This window comes from Mesorhizobium sp. LNHC232B00 (genome assembly GCF_000502435.1).
Taxonomy (GTDB): domain Bacteria; phylum Pseudomonadota; class Alphaproteobacteria; order Rhizobiales; family Rhizobiaceae; genus Mesorhizobium; species Mesorhizobium opportunistum.
In genome coordinates, this window is record NZ_AYWP01000006.1 from 127,500 (window position 1) to 144,631 (window position 17,132).

Here is a 17,132-nt window from a genome sequence, read left to right on the forward strand (position 1 = left end):
ACCGGAGCGGAGCGGACATTAAGTCCGTGAGCACCGGAAGCGCAGAAAGCCGCGCTACATGACCGCCGCAGCAGAATTATCGGTGCTTCCTACTGTCACCGGCCTGTCATGACCCTGCGCTACCCGCTTGCGGCAAAGCAAATGGGGAATCACTTTGCCATGACGGACGTCTCCTCGGATCTGGTTTTTCGCCGCGGCAAGGAAGTTGGAAGGGCCGTCTACCAGAACCGCGCGCTTTCGAAAGCCGGCATTTCCGAGCGGCTGTTCGCCTTCCTGTTTTCCGGCCTCGTCTATCCGCAGATCTGGGAAGACCCCGATGTCGACATGGAGGCCATGCAGCTTGGCCAGGGCCACCGCGTCGTCACCATCGCCTCGGGCGGCTGCAACATCCTGGCCTACCTCACCCGCTCGCCCGCAAGGATCGACGCCGTCGACCTCAACGCCGCGCACATCGCGCTGAACCGCATGAAACTGGAGGCGGTGCGCCGTCTGCCCTCGCAGGGCGATCTGTTTCGTTTCTTCGGTGCTGCCGACACCAGCCACAATTCGCAAGCCTACGACCGCTTCATCGCGCCGCATCTCGATCCGGTCAGCCGTCACTATTGGGAGCGCCGCAACTGGCGCGGCATCAGGCGCATCGGCGTTTTCGACCGCAACTTCTACCAGACCGGCCTGCTCGGCCTGTTCATCGCCATGGGCCATCGCACGGCGAAATTCTTCGGCGTCGACCCAGCGGGCATCATGCAGGCCCGCAACATCGGCGAACAGCGCCGCTTCTTCAACGAGGAACTGGCGCCGGTCTTCGACAGGAAGCTTCTGAAATGGGCGACCTCGCGCAAGGCCTCCCTTTTCGGCCTCGGCATTCCGCCGGCGCAGTACGATTCCCTGATCACCTCCGGCGACGGCACCATGGCCAGCGTGCTGAAGGCCCGGCTGGAAAAACTCGCCTGCGATTTTCCCTTGGAAAACAATTATTTCGCCTGGCAGGCTTTCGCCCGCCGCTATCCCGAGCCCGGCGAAGCCGCCCTGCCCGCCTATCTGGAAAAGCATAACTACGACACCATCCGCGGCAACATCGATCGCGTCGCCATCCACCATGCCAATCTGATCGAGTTCCTGGCCGGCAAGGATGCCGGCACCGTCGACCGCTTCATCCTGCTCGACGCCCAGGACTGGATGACCGACGACCAGCTCAATGCACTGTGGTCGGAAATCACCCGCACCGCCTCCACCGGCGCCCGCGTCATCTTCCGCACCGCCGCCGAGCCCAGCCTGTTGCCGGGCCGCGTCTCCACTTCGTTGCTCGACCAGTGGGACTACCAGAATGAGGCCTCGCGCGACTTCTCGGCCCGCGACCGCTCCGCCATCTATGGCGGCTTCCACCTCTATGTGAAGCGCCCGGCATGAGCACGACGGAGCTGCCGGCCAACCATGCCGAACTGATGGACGGCGTCTACCGCTGGCAGCGCCACATCTACGACCTGACCCGCAAATATTATCTTCTCGGCCGCGACCGGCTGATATCAGGACTGGACGTTCCAGCAGGCGGCAGCGTGCTGGAACTCGGCTGCGGCACCGGGCGCAACATCATCCTGGCCGCCCGTCGCTATCCCGATGCCCGCTTCTTCGGCCTCGACATTTCGGCCGAGATGCTGGACACGGCCAGCAAGGCGATCGACCGCGAAGGCCTGTCCAGCCGCGTCACGCTGGCAAGAGGCGACGCGACCGATTTCGATGCCGGCGCGCTCTTCGGCACCGAACGCTTCGACCGCGTCTTCGTGTCCTATTCGCTGTCGATGATCCCCGGCTGGGAGAAGACAGTGTCGGCGGCACTGGCAGCACTTGCCCCCAACGGTTCGCTGCATATCGTCGACTTCGGCCAGCAGGAGGGGCTGCCCGGCTGGTTCCGAACGTTGCTGCGCGGCTGGCTCAGAAAATTCCACGTCTCGCCACGTGAGTCTCTGCGCGAAGTTCTGGAATCGGAATCCCGGCGAACCGATGCAAGCTTCCATTTTCGCACCCTTTATCGCGGCTACGCGTGGCTGGCTGTGATCAAGATCGCCATTTGAAAAATAGCAGCCATCGGCATCAATCCCCTCAGTGAGACGATAGCTACCGCGCTCAGCAAGATAGATTGCCTGGTGACCCAAGGAGTGGTACATTATCTCCATGCTGCTGAAAGCATGTGATGATCGTCGGCTTTAGGGACGGATGGCTGCGGGCTTTCTTCGTAGAAGATACCCACTCCCGCAATATTCCGTCCGACCTCGAAAGCCGCTTGTTCCGCAAGCTCCAGATGATTGACGACGCGATGGTCGATCAGGATTTGCGCGTGCCGCCAAGCAATCATTTCGAGAAGTTGCGCGGCAATCTCGAAGGCTTCCATTCCATCCGCGTCAACAAGCAATGGCGGCTGGTCTTCCGCTGGGATGGCGGCCGCGGTGAGGCGTCGGACATCCATCTGGACGACCACGGTTATAAGTGAGGTGAGACATGTTGATGACTGCACGCAAGCCGGCAACGGTTGGTGAAATTCTCTCGGAAGAATTCATGCAGCCGCTCGGCCTGACACAGGCAGCCTTGGCCGACGCGATGGGCGTTCAACGCAAGCACGTGAACGAATTGTGCAACGACCGCCGCAGCGTGACGGCGGCGACTGCACTCATTTTGGCGCGGGTGTTTGGCAACAGTCCGGACTTCTGGTTGAACGTCCAACGCCGCAGCGATCTTTGGGCGGTTATGAATTCGCCCGACGAGCGCGCGCGTGTCGATCGCGCCAAGCCTTTGGCGACGGCTGCATAGACAGGACTTTGAGGCGACCGGCGGCCGCCGCGTTCTAATGCAATGCCTTCACCAGCGCTCCCACCATCGTCCGCGGGCGGTAGCCGAGCTTGGCCGGCGTCAGGCCGAGCCGTACCACCACCAACTGCTCGGACGGGATGATGGTGACGGTCTGCCCGTCATGACCTTGCATCCAGTAAGTGTCCTTGGGCAGGCCCGCTGCGACACCAGCGCCAGGCTTCTCCTCGTCGCCGGGTGCTTCGATCCACAACTGGCCCTTGCCGTAGACCTTGGAAGCCGGTGCCGGTTCGCGCATCCAGTCGACGAAGCCGGCCGGCAGGATCTGGTTGCCGTTCCAGACACCGCCCTGCAGCAGGAACTGGCCGAAGCGCGCCCAGTCATGCGCGGTGGCGTAGAGATAGGACGAGCCGACGAATGTGCCCTGCTCATCGGTTTCGAGCACCGCACTGTGCATGCCGAGCGGCTCGAACAGCGCGCTGCGCGGCAATGTCAGCGCTTTGGCCTTGTCGCCGATCGCGTCCTGCCAGAGCCGCGACAGCATCACCGCCGTGCCGCTTGAATAGGAAAACACCTTGCCGACCTCGCCAGTCAGCGGCTTGGATTCGGCAAAGCCCGCCATGTCGGGTTCGAGATAGAGCATGCGCGTGACATCGGCGACGTCGCCGTAATCCTCGTTGAATTCCAGCCCGCTCGACATCGCCATCATGTCGGCAAGGCTGATCGCGGCGCGGCCATCTGTCTTCCACGGCGCGAACAGGCCCTTGTTGTCGATGGTCATCTTGCCGTCCTTGACCAGCGTGCCGATGATGGCGGCATTCACCGTCTTGGTCATCGACCAGCCGAGCAGCGGCGTCTTGGCGGAAAACCCCTCGCCATAGCGTTCGGCGACGACGCGACCGTTCTTGACCACCACGATCGCCCGCATGCCGGCGCCGGTCAGCGCCGCATCGTCGAGCAGCTTTGCAATCACTGGATCCTGTGAAGCGTCGACCCGCTCGCCCTCCGGCCACAGCGTATCCCGGCTGGTCGCGACAGGCTCGACATGGACTGCCGTGCGCCGCGCCTTGCCGACGTCGCCGTCGGGGACCGAGGCGCAGCCCAGCCCGTCGCGGGCGACGGCGACGCTCTTGCCGAGGAAGCCGAGCAAACCAGCGGAAACGGTACCGCGGTTCTTGTCGACCGAAACCCGCATCAGCCGCAGCAGTGGATGGCCCGGCGCCTGCACGTCGACGGCAAGCACCTCGTTGGGGTCGCGCCCGGCTATGAAGACATTGGAGCAGACGATCTTGGCCGAATAGCCCGAGCCGACGCGGATCAATTCCGGCGGCGCGATATAAAGCCAGGCAAACAAAGCGGCGACCGCCAGCACGATCAGGCCAAGCAGCCATTTGACGATCTTGAGGACGATCCGCATCTTTTCGGTCCCTGCTCTTCAGCTGCCCGGTCACTTCCGGCTCGATTTATGTCATCGATTTGCCGCCATTGCTTCGGCAAAATCGAGGTTCTTGTCGAGCGCCATCAACCTGTTATCAACCATGATCGGCGATCACTGGAGAATCAGGAGATGCTGTGGGGCGATCTCCTGAGGGCTGACACGTGCCGACCAAGGCACTGAGGTCACCCCGCAACAACAACCCATCAGCGACCGGCTGAATCCGGCTTGGAAGTTGTGATGCGCCGTCTTGCGGCTCTTTTCATGCTTACGCTGCTTGGCGCCTGCTCGACCGTGGACGATCTCTCGCCGCTGTCGCCGTCTTCGTCCAGCAGTGGGACGGTTGCCGTGCGCGCGCCGCGCTTCGGCGATTCCAAGCCGCATGAATGGGACAGCGGGGCGCCATGGAACTATGCCGTCCATGGCACCGACGTCTCCAAGTACCAGACCTCGGTCGATTGGCCGGCGGCCAGGGCGAGCGGCATTTCCTTCGCCTTCATCAAAGCCACCGAGGGCGGAGACCGCTTCGACGAATATTTCAACGAGCATTGGGCGCGCACCAAAGCCGCGGGCGTTCCGCGCGCGGCCTATCACTTCTTCTATTTCTGCACGCCGGCGGCCGTCCAGGCGCGCTGGTTCATCCAGAATGTCCCCGTCGACCGCTCCTCGATGCCGCCGGTCCTCGACATGGAATGGAACCCGAAATCGCCGACCTGCAGGCTGCGCCCCGACGCGGCCACGGTGCGCGCGGAGATGGCCACCTTCCTCGAAATCGTCGAGCGGCACTACGGCAAGAAGCCGATCATCTACACCTCGGTCGATTTCTTCGACGACAACGAACTGTCGACCTTCCGCGGTTATCCCTACTGGCTGCGCTCCGTCGCCGGCCATCCGCGCGAGAAGTACGGCAGCCATCCCTTCACCTTCTGGCAGTACACCGGCACGGGCATCGTTCCCGGCATGACCGGCAAGTCCGATATCAACGTGTTCAACGGCAGCGAGGCCGCCTGGAACAAGTGGCTGCGGCAGAACACCCGTTGATATCAGGTTCAACGGCAGCACCGCCTTAGATCAAATCACTCCTGCAGAGTTCCGTTGAACCGGGTTCAACGGCAGCACCGCCTTAGATCAAATCACTCCAGTAAAGTTTCCGTTGAACCGGGTTCAACGGCGGCAACGCCTTGGATCAAATCACTCCAGCAGAGTTGCCGTTGAACCGGGTTCAACGTCAGCACCGCTTGGATTGATCACTCCTGCAGAGCTCCCGTTGAGCCAGGTTCAGCGGCAGCGAATCCGCCCGGATATGTGGCTACGGCAGAAGAACCGTTGACACCGGGCCTGCCGCCTGCTTTTCGACACAGCCAGCGGTAATGAGTGCAACCGCCGGTAATTCAGGGCGTTGGGCTTACCGGCAAACCACCACATTACCCTTCTTCGTTTCGAAAGGAAGCCGATGCGACTGCGTTCTCAAGCCCTCGCGGCGCTGTTCCTGTGCGCCACGGCCTTGCCGGCGGTGGCGCAGGAATGCGGCGGCGACTTCGAAACCTGGAAACAGGGCGTCGCGGCCGAGGCCAAGGCGGCAGGCGTCGGTCCTGTCGGCCTCGATGCGCTTGAAGATGCCAACTTCGACGAGAGGGCGCTGGCGCGCGACCGCGCCCAGGGCGTCTTCACCCAGACCTTCGTCCAATTCTCAAACCGCATGATCTCGGCCTACCGGCTGAAGCAAGGTGCGGCGAATATGAAGAAATACGCCGATGTCTTCGCCCGCGCCGACCAGCAGTTCGGCGTCCAAGCGCCGGTCATCACCGCCTTCTGGGCGTTGGAGACCGACTTCGGCGCCGTGCAGGGCGATTTCCACACGCTGAGCGCGCTGGTCACGCTGTCGCATGATTGCCGCCGCCCGCAACTGTTCCGGCAGCAGCTCGTACCACTGCTGGAACTGATCGATCGCGGCGTATTGCCGGCCGATGTCACCGGCGCCTGGGCCGGCGAGATCGGCCAGACCCAAATCCTGCCTTCGGACTATCTGACGCGCGGCGTCGACGGCGATGGCGACGGCAAGATCGACCTGCGCGGCAGCGCGCCCGACGTGATCATGACTACGGCCAACAAGGTACTGTCGCGCGGCTGGAAGCGTGACGAACCCTGGATCCAGGAAGTGCGCGTGCCCGACGAGATGCCGTGGGACCAGACCGGGCGCACCAACAAATTGCCGCTGACACAGTGGGCGCAGTGGGGCATCACCAATCCCGACGGCTCGCCGCTTGTCGACAAGGGCCTGAAGGCTGGCCTCGCCTTGCCCATGGGCCGCAAGGGCCCGGCCTTCCTCACCTACGACAATTTCGACGTCTATCTCGAATGGAACCAGTCCTTCACCTATGCGCTGACCGCGGCCAACCTCGCCGCCCGTCTCGCCGGCGCGCCGCCGCTTGACCCACGCAACCCCGAACCGGGCCTCGACAACGACCAGATGAAGGCACTGCAAACCAAGCTCGAAGCTAGGGGCTACGATGTCGGCACGGTCGACGGCATCCTTGGCACCAACACCCGCGAAGCCATTCGCAAGGAGCAGATGCGGCTGGGGTTGCCCGTGGACGGTTGGCCGACACCGGAGCTTTTGGCGAAACTGTGAAGGGAGCGAGTAGCGAGTAGCGAGGAAGATAATGCCCTATTCGCTATTCACTATTCCCTATTCGCTAATCCGCCATCGTCTCCAAACTGGCGAAGCCCTGCGGCGCGTCGCCCTCGTCGAACGGCGTCGCCACCTCGACGAAGGTGTCGGGATAGAACCCGTTGAAGCGGGTCCTTAGCGACAGCGAATAGGCGCCGATATGGCCGATCTCGATCCAGTCGCCGGTGTCGACGGTTTCCGGCAGCCAGAACGGCCGGGACAGGATGTCGACGGAATCGCAGGTCGCGCCGCAGACCTTGAACGGCACAATGTTCTTTTCCTCGCCATTGCGCGAACGGATCGCCGGATCGGGGATGAAGCGGGCCGGCAGCGTGATCTTGCCGGTCCATGAATCAGACAGCGAAGCCCAGATGCCGTCATTGATGTAGAGCCGCTTGCCCTTGCGCAACAGCACCCGCACGATCAGCGACAGGCAGCGCGCCACGATCACCCTGCCCGGCTCAGCCACCAATGGAATCTGATCGAACTGGTACTCCTTCAGGTCGCCGGAAAGCCGCGACATGATCTGGCCGAGCGACGGCATCTCGATCTGCTTGCGGTTGGGATCGTGCCCGTATTCAGCGGGAAAGCCGCCGCCGACATCCAACCCGGCAATATCGAAGGTCAGCCGGTTGCGCACCCAGTCGGCCGAGGCCAGCGCCCGCTCATAGGTGTCGGGGTCCTCGATCTGGCTGCCGACGTGGAAGCAAAGCCCAACCTTGTAGCCGGTGCGGTTCAGCCGCTCTGCGAGTTCGACCGCATAAGCCGGTCCAGCGCCGAACTTCTTCGACAATTCGTAAGCAGCCGATCCTTTCGTCTGGATGCGCACGAACACGCTGATCGCACCCGGATCGATATCGAGCGCCCGCACCACGCGTGTCAGCTTGGTGATCTCGTCCTCGTGGTCGAGGGAGATGACGCGGATGGCGTATTTCTCGAGCGCCAGCTTGATGTCCGACTGCGCCTTGACCGGGTGCATATAAAGCATCTCGGCATCGGGCGAGACGGTGCGCACGGCGGCGAATTCGCCCGGCGAAGCGACGTCGAAGGCAGTGACACCAGCCTCGACCAGGGTCTTCAGCACGATCTGCTCGCCATTGGTCTTGACCGCATAGGCGGTCTTGCCGGGAAACATGCCCATGAACTGCCTGGCGTCTGCCTTGAGCACCTGCGGGCGGAAGCAATAGACCGGATCGTCCGGGCGAAGCGCCAGGGCCGCCTCGCGGGCATTCTCGAATCGCTGCATTGACGAATCCTCGACTTCGGCCTGCGCACAATTAATCCAAGCTAGCGGCCAATGAAAACAATTCTGTGTCTCGTGCGCCCGGCGCAGCGACTCTAGTTTTGGGGCAGCGTTTGCCATCGATCAGGTTTCGGGTGGCCCTTGCCGCCGAACCCGATATGCCATCTGCCTGACCGGTCGGGATTCAAACCGGCATTTCAGCCCGTCTTGGGGGAGGATGATTCACATGGCAATGGCCGCGACAGCACAGCCACGCGGACCGATGACGCTCACCGACTGGGGGCAATTGCTGCTGCTCGGTGCGATCTGGGGCGGCTCGTTCTTCTTCGCCCGCATAGCGGTGGCGGAACTTCACCCGCTGGTGCTGGTGCTGTTTCGCGTCGCCATCGCCGCGATCGCGCTGCAGCTTTATCTCGGCCTGCGCGGCCCCTCCTTCCGCCTCGCCCTGCCTCACGCCGGCCTGTTCTTCCTGCTGGCCTTCACCAACAACGTCATCCCCTTCTCGCTAATCTTTGCCGGCCAGACGAAGCTTGGCGCCGGTGTCGCCTCGGTGCTCAATGCCACCACGCCGTTCTGGACGCTGATCCTCGCCAATGCGCTGACATCGGACGAGAAGCTCTCCTGGAACAAGCTTGCCGGCATTGCGCTTGGCGTTGCCGGCACCGCGGTGATGATCGGACCGGGCCTGCTCGCCGGGCTCGGCGGCCCGGTCTGGGCCAAATTCGCGCTGATCGGCGCTTCGCTATCCTATGGCGTCGCCCTGATGGTCGCACGCCGCTTCAAGGGCGTGCCCTCGCCGGTCATCGCCACCGGACAGATGACCGCCTCGACCATCATCATGATCCCGATCGTGCTCTTCGCCCATGGCCCGGCCGGCCTGTTCTCGGCCTCGCCGCCGGTATGGACGGCCGTCTTTGCGCTGGCGCTGCTGTCCACCGCCTTCGCCTACATCCTCTATTTCAATCTCGTCGCCTCGGCCGGGGCGACCAACGCCTCGCTGGTCACGCTCATCGTGCCGGCCAGCGCCATGCTGCTCGGTTTCATGTTCCTCGGCGAACGGCTGGAACTGTTCGAGATCGGCGGCGTGGTGCTGATCGCGCTTGGCCTTGTCACCATCGATGGGCGGCTATTTGTCAAAAGGTAGCGCTGCCATGACACAGCAACGACACGCCGTCGCCACAATTTATTCACAGGCCTGAAGCGGGTTTTTGCGCAGGAGTTTCAAAGCCTAACGGCAAAACCGGGGTCGCAAATTCCACAATCACGTCGCAATGCAGCACATTTTCCGCTTGCCTGTGGCACAAATGAACCTAGACTCCCACTCATAGCTCTTTAAGAGGAGGCTATGTCATGGGACTTACGAGGCCAATCAACGCATTGATGATCTGTGCTGCGTTTGCTTTCATCGGCGCCCTCATTATGGGCGTCCTTCCCTGAACCCGCCAACCGGGGAAGACCAGCACCAAATAGTCCAGACAATTCGAAAGGCCGGGTTTTTACCCGGCCTTTTGCTATTCAGCGTGCCTATGCTGCGGCCGAACCCGCCACCTCAGCCTCGTGCGAACGGATGCCGATCATGTGGCAGATCGCGAACACCAGGTCGGCCCGATTCATGGTGTAGAAGTGGAAGTCGCCCACCCCGCGCTCGACCAGGTCCAGCACCTGTTCGGCGGCCACGGCTGACGCCACCAGCGCATGCGTCTGCGGGTCGTTCTGCAAGCCGTCGAAACGCTCGGCCAGCCATGCCGGCACCAGCGCACCGCAGCGCGCCGAGAAATTGGCGACCTGGGTAAAATTGTGCACTGGCAAGATCCCGGGAACGATCGGGATGTAGATGCCGGCGCGGCGCGCGCGCTCGACATAGCGTTCGTAGAGATCGTTGTCGAAGAAGAACTGGGTGATCGCCCGCGTCGCGCCATTGTCGACCTTGCGCTTCAGCATGTCGATGTCGGTGGCAAAGTCAGGGCTTTCCGGATGCTTTTCCGGATAGGCCGAGACCGAAATGTCGAAGTCGCCGGCGCTCTTCAGCGCCCCGACCAGCTCAGCCCCGTTGGCATAGCCGTCCGCATGCGGACGGTAAGCGGTGCCGACGCCCGCGGCCGGATCGCCGCGCAAGGCGACGAAGCGCTTCACGCCCATATCGGCGAATTCCTGGATGACCGCATCGACCTCATGGCGGGCGGCATCCACGCAGGTCATGTGCGCAGCCGGCGTCAGGCTTGTTTCCTGCAGGATGCGGCTGATGGTGCGCGCGGTCCGCTCACGCGTCGAACCGCCTGCGCCGTAGGTCACCGAGACGAATTTCGGCTTCAGCGGCTCCAGCCGCGTGACCGTGTCCCACAGCCTTGCCTCCATCTCGTCGGACTTCGGCGGGAAGAATTCGAACGAAACCCGGACCTTGTCGCCAATGTCGGGGCGGCGGGAAAAACGGAACTGGTTCATCAGGCGATTTCCCCTATCGAGGTCATTTTGGTCTGCTGGCTGTCATTGGCGGGATCGGCAATCAGCAGGCGACGGTCGCGGCCAAGCCAGAGTTTTACCGTGAGCCTGGCCTCGTTGCCGCCGCGCGGCTCGAACTCTTGGGCGTCCTCGACGTCGAGGCCGGCCTCGGCAAACCACTCGCCGATCTGCCGGTCGGAGAAGCCGAGCCGCATGTGGGCATGCTCTTCGCGCAGGAACTCCAGCGTGTGCGGTGCAAAGTCGACGATGACCAGCCTGCCCGCCGGCCGCAACAGCCGCGCCGCCTCATGGATGGCGCGGGCCGGATCGTCGAGGTAATGCAGCACCTGATGGATGGTGACGAGATCGAAGGCGTCGCGCTCGACCGGCGGCGAAAAGATGTCGCCCTGCCGCACCTGCGCATTCGAAACGCCGGCCTTGTCGAGGTTGGCGCGCGCCACGGTCAGCATCTCGCGCGACATGTCGATGCCGATGCCGCGCCGGTAGAGCTGCGAGAAGATTTCGAGCAGCCGCCCGGTGCCGGTGCCGAGATCGAGCATCGACTGGAACGGCCGCTTGCCGACCAGCTTCAGCATGGCGGCCTCGACGGCGCGGTCCGGCACGTGCAGCGAACGGATATGGTCCCAGCTCGCCGCGTTCACCGAAAAATACTCGGTGGCGCGGTCCTGCCGCTTGCGCTTGACCGAGGCCAGCCGTTCCAGATCGCGCTCGACTTGCGGATCGGCGCCGCGAATGCCGGAAACCAGCCCCATGACGAAGTCACGCGCGGAATCGGCATCCGACAGCCGGAAGAAGGCCCACGAGCCTTCCTGGTAGCGGCCGATCAGCCCTGCCTCCAGCAACAGCTTCAGGTGCCGGGAGACACGCGGCTGCGACTGGCCGAGAATTTCGGTAAGATCGGAAACCGTGAGGTCGCCGCGCGACAACAATGCCAGTATGCGCAGGCGGCTGGATTCGGCCGCCGCCTTCAATGTGTCCACCATGGTGTCGAGCGAGACGTGCATCAGCGTATTCTTTTCAGCCTATTCACTTTGAAAAAGATATAAACATATGTTTATGTCGATTTTCAAAACCTTGCAAGCGCTATGTCGCTTCCGGACAAGAAAATGCCGCATGCGTGATTTCCCGGCGCATATCTCCCAAAAGTGCGCAACGGTTTTGGGGCAATGACATGCACCAGCAAGAGATGGGTAAAATGACCGGACCGCGTGAGATGTTCGAGGCACGCGAAGGCGAGCGGAGGCTGGACCATGATCCGGCAACAATGCCGCCCGATGCCGGCGTCATCTTCATCGGCCGCATCACCTCGCCATGGACGACGCGGGAAAGCTGCCCGAAGAACATGCGCGCTGCCCGTGAGACCGGACAGCCCGCCATGCTCACCATCGATGCGCCCTACCGCGAAGGCCTGCGCGGCCTGGAGCGGTCCAGCCACGTCGTTATCCTGTCCTGGCTGCATCACGCGCCGCGGAATCTAATCGTGCAGAAACCGCGCCATGCGGCTGAAGCCAAAGGCGTATTCGGCCTGCGCTCCCCTGCCCGCCCGAACCCGGTCGGCCTGCATGTGGCGCGGCTCGTGGGACTCGACATCGCCACCGGGCGCGTCGATCTCGACGCCATCGACGTGCTCGACGGCACGCCGGTTATCGACATCAAGCCTTACTTCGCCTCGACCGATGCCATTGCCGAGGCGACCGTTGAGGGGCGAGAGGAATCCGATCGGAGTCGGCGATGACCGCGCCGACAGGCCGCCGCCGCGCGATCGCCAAGGCGCTGACAGCGCTTCTGCCGCTGGCGCCCTACGCCGACATGGAGAAGATCCGCACGGATGCCGGCTCGGTGCATATGAAAACCTTGCCGCCGACGATCGCGGTGTGGCTGGCGGCGATTGCCCATATCCGCCATATGCACACCGATTACGAAAAACTGCTCGCCGACGGCTATGACCGCGACTCGGCGCGTTTCTTCGTCATCGAGCAGACCAACGTGGTGCTGACCCGCTGGCGCGCCACCCGCCTGCTTGACGCCGACGACGAGGACGAATGAGACCGGCTATTGGCGCGTCAGCACGGCGACGGCATTGTACGGCCGGCCATCGGCGTGGCCGACCCATGTCCAGGACAGTTTTGCCTTGAAAAACCGGACGGTGATGTCGCCGCCGTCGATGCACTTGTCCTGACCGTAGGTGATGCTCTCGTGGAACTCCGCCGAGCCGCTGGAGGTTTGGGCCAATGATCCGCCGCAGCCGAGCGAGGGATAGTCGATCGACCCGCTGCCATCGCCAATCGTCATGGCGATCGACCAGTCGGCGCCGGCGTCGCCCGCCGGACTCTGGTGGCCGCTGCCGACCCAGGTGCCGGTCAGCGTCGGCGCCGGCACGCTCGCCGCGCAAGGCAGGTTCTGGAAGATCGGCGTCAGTTCGCTGCCCGTCTTCTCGCAGCGATAGCTCTGGCCACTTTGGCAGAACTCGTCGCCCTCTTTCACGCACTGCGCGCTGGCTTCGCCGGCTGCGGCGAAAATCGACAAAGCCGCAACAACGATCTCAAGCCTGTTCATTTTCCCCCTCCATCTCAGCACCCGACCATAAGGCAATTCCAGCCTGATGTATCGGCCACGTCCCCTGGGAGGACGAACAGCGCCGGGCGGCTGGCTCTATGCCTTCTGACCGGGGCCGATAGCCTGCGGATACCCCGCCTTACGCGACAGGAGGCCCTGATGAGCCAGACCACGGCAATAGAGAATTCGAAGCCGCTGCCCGCGGTCAGCGAGCATCACGTTGACCCGCATTCCTATCCGGACGGCATCGCCTACCTCGACGGCCAGTACCTGCCGATGTCGCAAGCCAAGATATCGGTGCTGGACTGGGGGTTCCTGCATTCCGACGCCACCTATGACACCGTGCATGTCTGGGACGGCCGCTTCTTTCGCCTTGATCTGCATCTCGACCGTTTCTTCGGCGGGCTGGAAAAACTGCGCATGACGATACCCTTCGACCGCGACGGCGTGGCCGAGATCCTGCACGATTGCGTGGCCTTGTCGGGCCATCGCGCCGCCTATGTCGAAATGCTGTGCACGCGCGGCGCCTCGCCGAGCTTCAGCCGCGACCCGCGCCAGGCGATCAACCGCTTCATGGCGTTCGCCGTGCCGTTCGGCTCCGTCGCCAATGCCGAGCAGTTGCGGCGCGGCCTGCGCGTCGCCATCAGCGACAAGGTGCGCATTCCGCCGGTCTCGATCGACCCAGCGATCAAGAATTACCACTGGCTCGACCTGGTGCGCGGCCTCTACGATGCCTATGACCGCGGCGCAGAGACCGCATTGGTTCTCGACTTCAACGGCAACGTCGCCGAAGGCCCGGGCTTCAACGTCTTCTGCGTCAAGGACGGCAAATTGTCGACGCCGGCCATCGGCGTGTTGCCGGGCATAACGAGGCGCACCGTATTCGATCTCTGTGCCGAGTCAGGCCTTGCCGCGACGGCCGCCGATGTCAGCGTCGCCGCGCTGCGCGAAGCCGACGAGGTCTTCATCACCTCGACCGCCGGCGGCATCATGCCGGTGACGGAGATCGACGGCGCAGCGATCGCCGGCGGCAAAGTCGGACCGGTCACCAGCCGGCTGATGGCGCTCTATTGGCAAAAGCACGACGATCCGGCGTGGTCGAGTGCGGTGAATTATCGCTGACGCCAGACGTCTCATTCAAAAAAGTTCCCCCTCGCCTCTGGAAAATCGCGGGATAGGCCGTATATGCCCGAAAGCGGAGAAGCCTCCGCTTTCATCAGAAAATTGCGCCCGCAGGGGCAAGGATTCCACATCATGACAAACAAGGTTTGGTTCATCACCGGATCGTCGAAGGGCTTTGGCCGCGTCTGGGCCGAGGCCGCGTTGGCACGTGGCGACCGCGTTGCCGCTACGGCCCGCGATGCCGGCACGCTCGCCGATCTCGTCGAGGAATATGGCGACAACATCGCTGCGATAAAGCTCGATGTCACCGACAAGAAAGCCGTCGATGCCGCGATTGCCGAAGCGCACAAGCGCTTTGGCCGGCTTGACGTCGTCATCAACAACGCCGGCTACGGCCATTTCGGCGCCATCGAGGAAGTCAGCGTGCAGGAAGCTCGCGACCAGATCGAAACCAACGTGTTCGGCGCGCTCTGGGTCACGCAGGCCGCACTGCCGATCATGCGGGCGCAGCGGTCCGGCCACATCATCCAGATCTCGTCGATCGGCGGCGTCAACGCCTTTGCCTCGCTCGGCCTTTACCACGCGTCGAAATGGGCACTGGAAGCCTTCAGCCAATCGCTGAGCATCGAGGTCGCGGAATTCGGCATCCATGTCACGCTGGTCGAGCCGGGTGGTTTTTCCACCGACTGGGCCGGCCCGTCGGCCAAGGTCTCCCAGGCGATCGAAGCCTATGCGCCCGCCCGCGCGAGGATGGCCGAGCGCCGCGCCAACTCGGTCGCCGGCGATCCCGAGGCGACAGGCCCGGCGATGCTGGCCATCGTCGACGCCGCCGAGCCGCCGCTCAGGGTATTCTTCGGCGACGGCGGCCTGCCGATGATCCGCCAGGAATACGCCAACCGCCTCGCCACCTGGGAAAAGTGGGATGAGGTTTCCATCATGGCGCAAGGCGCCAAGAAGAACCGCAAGGCTGCCTGACAGGGCCTCGGCTGGGCGGCCAAGGGCTGCGCAGCCGCACCGTTCCCGATCTAGGTGGGATAGATCCACTGCTCCGGCACCCGCGCCGAAATCTCTTCGCCGGCCCTGATCGTCCCGGGCTTTTCCACCCAGGCGACCACACCGCGCAGGCGCTTGGCCGCCTTCGGGAACAACAGCGCACCGGCTTCGATGTCGGCCATCCCGGCATGTTCGGCGATCGACCGGCCGGCGATGCGGCATGGTCCGTTCTGTGCGTCGACCTTGAGGGTCACGCCGCCCTTGAAGAACAGCAGCGTGCCGGCCGGCAGCATCGACAGATGCGGCACGCCTTCGATCACCAGATTGGCGCCGATCCATTCCGGCTTGATCTGGGCCAAGCCCATCCGTTCGGCGACGATGGCGAGTTCGTCCCCGGCCACGATCGACAACTGCCGTTCGTTGCGCATTTCGGTGCCGCGTGGATACCAGGGCTCGCGGCCGCCCGAGCGTCGCGTCGCGCCTGCGTGGAAATCACCCGATATGCCGTCGAAGCCCAGCCGCAGCTCCTCCACTGGACGCGTCTCGAAATGATCTGACGGCGCGACATAGAGAGCGGCCGCGTGTGCGGAAAGCTTCTTTGCCGGGATGATTTCGACCGGCTTTTCGGCCTCGGGGAAGAGATCCAGCATGGCTTCAGTCCTTGGATGACGCGCCCTGGTTTTGCCCTTCGGCCGGCAGAGCCGCAAGAGCGGTTTGGGCCAAAATACGCAACTCTTCGACCGACGCGCCATCCCGCGCCTGGATCGACATGCCGTTCATGACACCGGCGAGGTATTTGGCAAAGCCCTCGACCAAGAGAGCTTCAGGAAAGTCGCCCGTCGCCCTGCCCTTGGCCAATCGTTCCGCGATCGCCGCTTCGCTCGCCTTGCGATAGGCCTTGAGTTCATCCGCAATGGCTTGCGCCTGCGGCGAGGCCGCCAACGCACCGCTGACGAACAGGCATCCGCCGGGTTTGCCGGGCCTGGAATAGGCCTCCGCCGCGCCAAGCAGCAACCGCCTGATCGCCTCCCGCGTCGGCACCGGCGCGCTCAGCGCATCCAGCGCAAAGCCGATCTCGGTCTGGTGGTAGCGCGTCAGCGCCCTGCGGAACAAGGTCTCTTTGTCGGTGAAGGCGTTGTAGATCTGCGGCGGCGTCAGCCCCATAGCCTCGCGCAGCATGGCCAGCGACGTCGCCTCGTAGCCATGCTCCCAGAACAGGTGCATCGCCGCATCCAGTGCCTGATCGGGATTGAACGCACGCGGCCTGCCCCCGCGCGGCTTTTCCAAATTATCCATAGTGATCGATACGAAACCTATTGACTCATCTCCGACGCATAACGTACCAATCGATACGAAACATGGCAAGCCGTGAAGACAACCCGACCGGCAAGGCCCTGCAACCCGAGGATAAAGGAGAGCCCAAATGCCAATCACCGTGATCGCCCCCGAAGGCGTACTGACCCCGGCCGGAGAGCGCCAAATCCTGCCGCGCCTCAGCGCCGCCCTCATCGAAGCCTCCGGTGCCACCGGCAATTCCTTCTTCACTGCGATCGTCGGCGGCACGGTCCACATTTTGCAGCCTCACCACATCTATGCCGGTGGCGCCAATCGGCCGGTCGTCATGGTCGAGCTGAAATTGCCGAACATCGGCCTGGCCTCGGTCGAAGCCCGCAAGGACTTCATCTCCGCTGCCGCCGCGATTGTGGCCGAGCTCTGCGTGCCGGACCACAGACCTGAAAACACCTGGATCAACATCGTCAATGCGCCCGACGGCGGCTGGGGCATTGGTGACAGGCAATATTCAGGCGACACGCTCATTGCAGCCGCCGCCGCCGCCGCGCAGTGACCTGGCA

19 protein-coding genes are annotated in these 17,132 nt (G+C 63.3%); 12 read left to right on the top strand and 7 right to left on the bottom strand.

The annotated features are described in order from the left end of the window. The first annotated feature begins 108 nt into the window (after positions 1-108). From X743_RS158730 to X743_RS158715, 4 genes are all read left to right on the top strand, one after another. On the top strand, positions 109-1,407 hold the full coding sequence (locus tag X743_RS158730; protein WP_031250049.1) for a DUF3419 family protein: 1,299 nt from the start codon (positions 109-111) through the stop codon (positions 1,405-1,407). Next, positions 1,404-2,069: a class I SAM-dependent methyltransferase gene (locus X743_RS158725; protein WP_023765145.1), complete on the top strand. Its 666-nt coding sequence runs from the start codon at positions 1,404-1,406 to the stop codon at positions 2,067-2,069. Before X743_RS158730 ends, X743_RS158725 begins: the two co-directional genes overlap by 4 nt. Positions 2,070-2,188: 119 nt before the next feature. Next, positions 2,189-2,485: a type II toxin-antitoxin system RelE/ParE family toxin gene (locus X743_RS158720; RefSeq protein ID WP_023765146.1), complete on the top strand. Its 297-nt coding sequence runs from the start codon at positions 2,189-2,191 to the stop codon at positions 2,483-2,485. A gap of 8 nt (positions 2,486-2,493) precedes the next feature. After that, complete coding sequence (locus X743_RS158715; RefSeq protein ID WP_013894649.1) at positions 2,494-2,802, top strand: HigA family addiction module antitoxin; 309 nt, start codon at positions 2,494-2,496, stop codon at positions 2,800-2,802. Positions 2,803-2,836: 34 nt separating this feature from the next. Here the strand turns inward: X743_RS158715 and X743_RS158710 are convergent, their stop codons facing one another. Then, positions 2,837-4,216, bottom strand: a complete 1,380-nt coding sequence (locus tag X743_RS158710; protein ID WP_023765147.1) for a serine hydrolase — start codon at positions 4,214-4,216, stop codon at positions 2,837-2,839. A 258-nt stretch (positions 4,217-4,474) separates the two neighbouring features. Here X743_RS158710 and X743_RS158705 point away from each other — a divergent pair, with 258 nt between their 5' ends. Beyond that, positions 4,475-5,275, top strand: a complete 801-nt coding sequence (locus X743_RS158705; RefSeq protein ID WP_023765148.1) for a GH25 family lysozyme — start codon at positions 4,475-4,477, stop codon at positions 5,273-5,275. A gap of 412 nt (positions 5,276-5,687) precedes the next feature. Beyond that, positions 5,688-6,866: a lytic murein transglycosylase gene (locus tag X743_RS158700; RefSeq protein WP_023765149.1), complete on the top strand. Its 1,179-nt coding sequence runs from the start codon at positions 5,688-5,690 to the stop codon at positions 6,864-6,866. 64 nt (positions 6,867-6,930) lie between these two features. Here X743_RS158700 and X743_RS158695 read toward each other — a convergent pair whose 3' ends face one another. Further along, a complete protein-coding gene (locus tag X743_RS158695; protein WP_023765150.1) occupies positions 6,931-8,151 on the bottom strand; it encodes an alanine racemase in 1,221 nt (406 codons plus the stop codon). 223 nt (positions 8,152-8,374) lie between these two features. Here X743_RS158695 and X743_RS158690 point away from each other — a divergent pair, with 223 nt between their 5' ends. Beyond that, positions 8,375-9,292 (top strand): DMT family transporter, encoded by a 918-nt coding sequence (locus tag X743_RS158690; RefSeq protein WP_023765151.1) that lies wholly within the window; start codon positions 8,375-8,377, stop codon positions 9,290-9,292. A 380-nt stretch (positions 9,293-9,672) separates the two neighbouring features. On the opposite strand, the gene metF is transcribed toward X743_RS158690, so the two are convergent. Both metF and X743_RS158680 read right to left on the bottom strand, forming a co-directional pair. Continuing rightward, a complete protein-coding gene (metF, locus tag X743_RS158685) occupies positions 9,673-10,590 on the bottom strand; it encodes a methylenetetrahydrofolate reductase [NAD(P)H] (RefSeq protein ID WP_013894643.1) in 918 nt (305 codons plus the stop codon). Continuing rightward, positions 10,590-11,612 carry a metalloregulator ArsR/SmtB family transcription factor gene (locus tag X743_RS158680; RefSeq protein WP_023765152.1) on the bottom strand — a complete coding sequence of 341 codons (1,023 nt, stop codon included), beginning with the start codon at positions 11,610-11,612 and terminating at the stop codon, positions 10,590-10,592. The genes metF and X743_RS158680 overlap by 1 nt, the downstream gene beginning before the upstream one ends. A 191-nt stretch (positions 11,613-11,803) precedes the next feature. Here X743_RS158680 and tsaA point away from each other — a divergent pair, with 191 nt between their 5' ends. After that, positions 11,804-12,343: a tRNA (N6-threonylcarbamoyladenosine(37)-N6)-methyltransferase TrmO gene (tsaA, locus tag X743_RS158675; protein ID WP_023765153.1), complete on the top strand. Its 540-nt coding sequence runs from the start codon at positions 11,804-11,806 to the stop codon at positions 12,341-12,343. Continuing rightward, positions 12,340-12,654: a DUF2293 domain-containing protein gene (locus X743_RS158670; RefSeq protein ID WP_023765154.1), complete on the top strand. Its 315-nt coding sequence runs from the start codon at positions 12,340-12,342 to the stop codon at positions 12,652-12,654. The genes tsaA and X743_RS158670 overlap by 4 nt, the downstream gene beginning before the upstream one ends. 6 nt (positions 12,655-12,660) lie before the next feature. Here the strand turns inward: X743_RS158670 and X743_RS158665 are convergent, their stop codons facing one another. Further along, the gene (locus X743_RS158665) at positions 12,661-13,164 is read right to left on the bottom strand and encodes a hypothetical protein (RefSeq protein ID WP_023765155.1); all 504 of its coding nucleotides are present in this window, start codon (positions 13,162-13,164) and stop codon (positions 12,661-12,663) included. Positions 13,165-13,323: 159 nt separating this feature from the next. On the opposite strand from X743_RS158665, the gene X743_RS158660 reads away from it, so the two are divergent. Both X743_RS158660 and X743_RS158655 read left to right on the top strand, forming a co-directional pair. Then, positions 13,324-14,286, top strand: a complete 963-nt coding sequence (locus X743_RS158660) for a D-amino acid aminotransferase (protein WP_023765156.1) — start codon at positions 13,324-13,326, stop codon at positions 14,284-14,286. Between the two features lie 132 nt (positions 14,287-14,418). After that, entirely contained in the window at positions 14,419-15,261 is an 843-nt protein-coding gene (locus X743_RS158655) for an SDR family oxidoreductase (protein WP_023765157.1), read from the top strand. A gap of 50 nt (positions 15,262-15,311) precedes the next feature. Here X743_RS158655 and X743_RS158650 read toward each other — a convergent pair whose 3' ends face one another. Both X743_RS158650 and X743_RS158645 read right to left on the bottom strand, forming a co-directional pair. Next, the gene (locus X743_RS158650) at positions 15,312-15,929 is read right to left on the bottom strand and encodes an MOSC domain-containing protein (protein ID WP_023765158.1); all 618 of its coding nucleotides are present in this window, start codon (positions 15,927-15,929) and stop codon (positions 15,312-15,314) included. A 4-nt stretch (positions 15,930-15,933) separates the two neighbouring features. Beyond that, the gene (locus X743_RS158645; RefSeq protein ID WP_245264197.1) at positions 15,934-16,503 is read right to left on the bottom strand and encodes a TetR/AcrR family transcriptional regulator; all 570 of its coding nucleotides are present in this window, start codon (positions 16,501-16,503) and stop codon (positions 15,934-15,936) included. 199 nt (positions 16,504-16,702) lie between these two features. On the opposite strand from X743_RS158645, the gene X743_RS158640 reads away from it, so the two are divergent. Beyond that, a complete protein-coding gene (locus tag X743_RS158640) occupies positions 16,703-17,125 on the top strand; it encodes a hypothetical protein (protein WP_023765160.1) in 423 nt (140 codons plus the stop codon). Positions 17,126-17,132: the final 7 nt, after the last annotated feature.

Coding starts and splice junctions, on each gene's coding strand:
- X743_RS158730 (WP_031250049.1), top strand. CDS start 109: ATGACCCTGCGCTACCCGCTTGCGGCAAAGCAAATGGGGAATCACTTT.
- X743_RS158725 (WP_023765145.1), top strand. CDS start 1,404: ATGAGCACGACGGAGCTGCCGGCCAACCATGCCGAACTGATGGACGGC.
- X743_RS158720 (WP_023765146.1), top strand. CDS start 2,189: ATGATCGTCGGCTTTAGGGACGGATGGCTGCGGGCTTTCTTCGTAGAA.
- X743_RS158715 (WP_013894649.1), top strand. CDS start 2,494: ATGTTGATGACTGCACGCAAGCCGGCAACGGTTGGTGAAATTCTCTCG.
- X743_RS158710 (WP_023765147.1), bottom strand. CDS start 4,216: ATGCGGATCGTCCTCAAGATCGTCAAATGGCTGCTTGGCCTGATCGTG.
- X743_RS158705 (WP_023765148.1), top strand. CDS start 4,475: ATGCGCCGTCTTGCGGCTCTTTTCATGCTTACGCTGCTTGGCGCCTGC.
- X743_RS158700 (WP_023765149.1), top strand. CDS start 5,688: ATGCGACTGCGTTCTCAAGCCCTCGCGGCGCTGTTCCTGTGCGCCACG.
- X743_RS158695 (WP_023765150.1), bottom strand. CDS start 8,151: ATGCAGCGATTCGAGAATGCCCGCGAGGCGGCCCTGGCGCTTCGCCCG.
- X743_RS158690 (WP_023765151.1), top strand. CDS start 8,375: ATGGCAATGGCCGCGACAGCACAGCCACGCGGACCGATGACGCTCACC.
- metF (WP_013894643.1), bottom strand. CDS start 10,590: ATGAACCAGTTCCGTTTTTCCCGCCGCCCCGACATTGGCGACAAGGTC.
- X743_RS158680 (WP_023765152.1), bottom strand. CDS start 11,612: ATGCACGTCTCGCTCGACACCATGGTGGACACATTGAAGGCGGCGGCC.
- tsaA (WP_023765153.1), top strand. CDS start 11,804: ATGACCGGACCGCGTGAGATGTTCGAGGCACGCGAAGGCGAGCGGAGG.
- X743_RS158670 (WP_023765154.1), top strand. CDS start 12,340: ATGACCGCGCCGACAGGCCGCCGCCGCGCGATCGCCAAGGCGCTGACA.
- X743_RS158665 (WP_023765155.1), bottom strand. CDS start 13,164: ATGAACAGGCTTGAGATCGTTGTTGCGGCTTTGTCGATTTTCGCCGCA.
- X743_RS158660 (WP_023765156.1), top strand. CDS start 13,324: ATGAGCCAGACCACGGCAATAGAGAATTCGAAGCCGCTGCCCGCGGTC.
- X743_RS158655 (WP_023765157.1), top strand. CDS start 14,419: ATGACAAACAAGGTTTGGTTCATCACCGGATCGTCGAAGGGCTTTGGC.
- X743_RS158650 (WP_023765158.1), bottom strand. CDS start 15,929: ATGCTGGATCTCTTCCCCGAGGCCGAAAAGCCGGTCGAAATCATCCCG.
- X743_RS158645 (WP_245264197.1), bottom strand. CDS start 16,503: ATGCACCTGTTCTGGGAGCATGGCTACGAGGCGACGTCGCTGGCCATG.
- X743_RS158640 (WP_023765160.1), top strand. CDS start 16,703: ATGCCAATCACCGTGATCGCCCCCGAAGGCGTACTGACCCCGGCCGGA.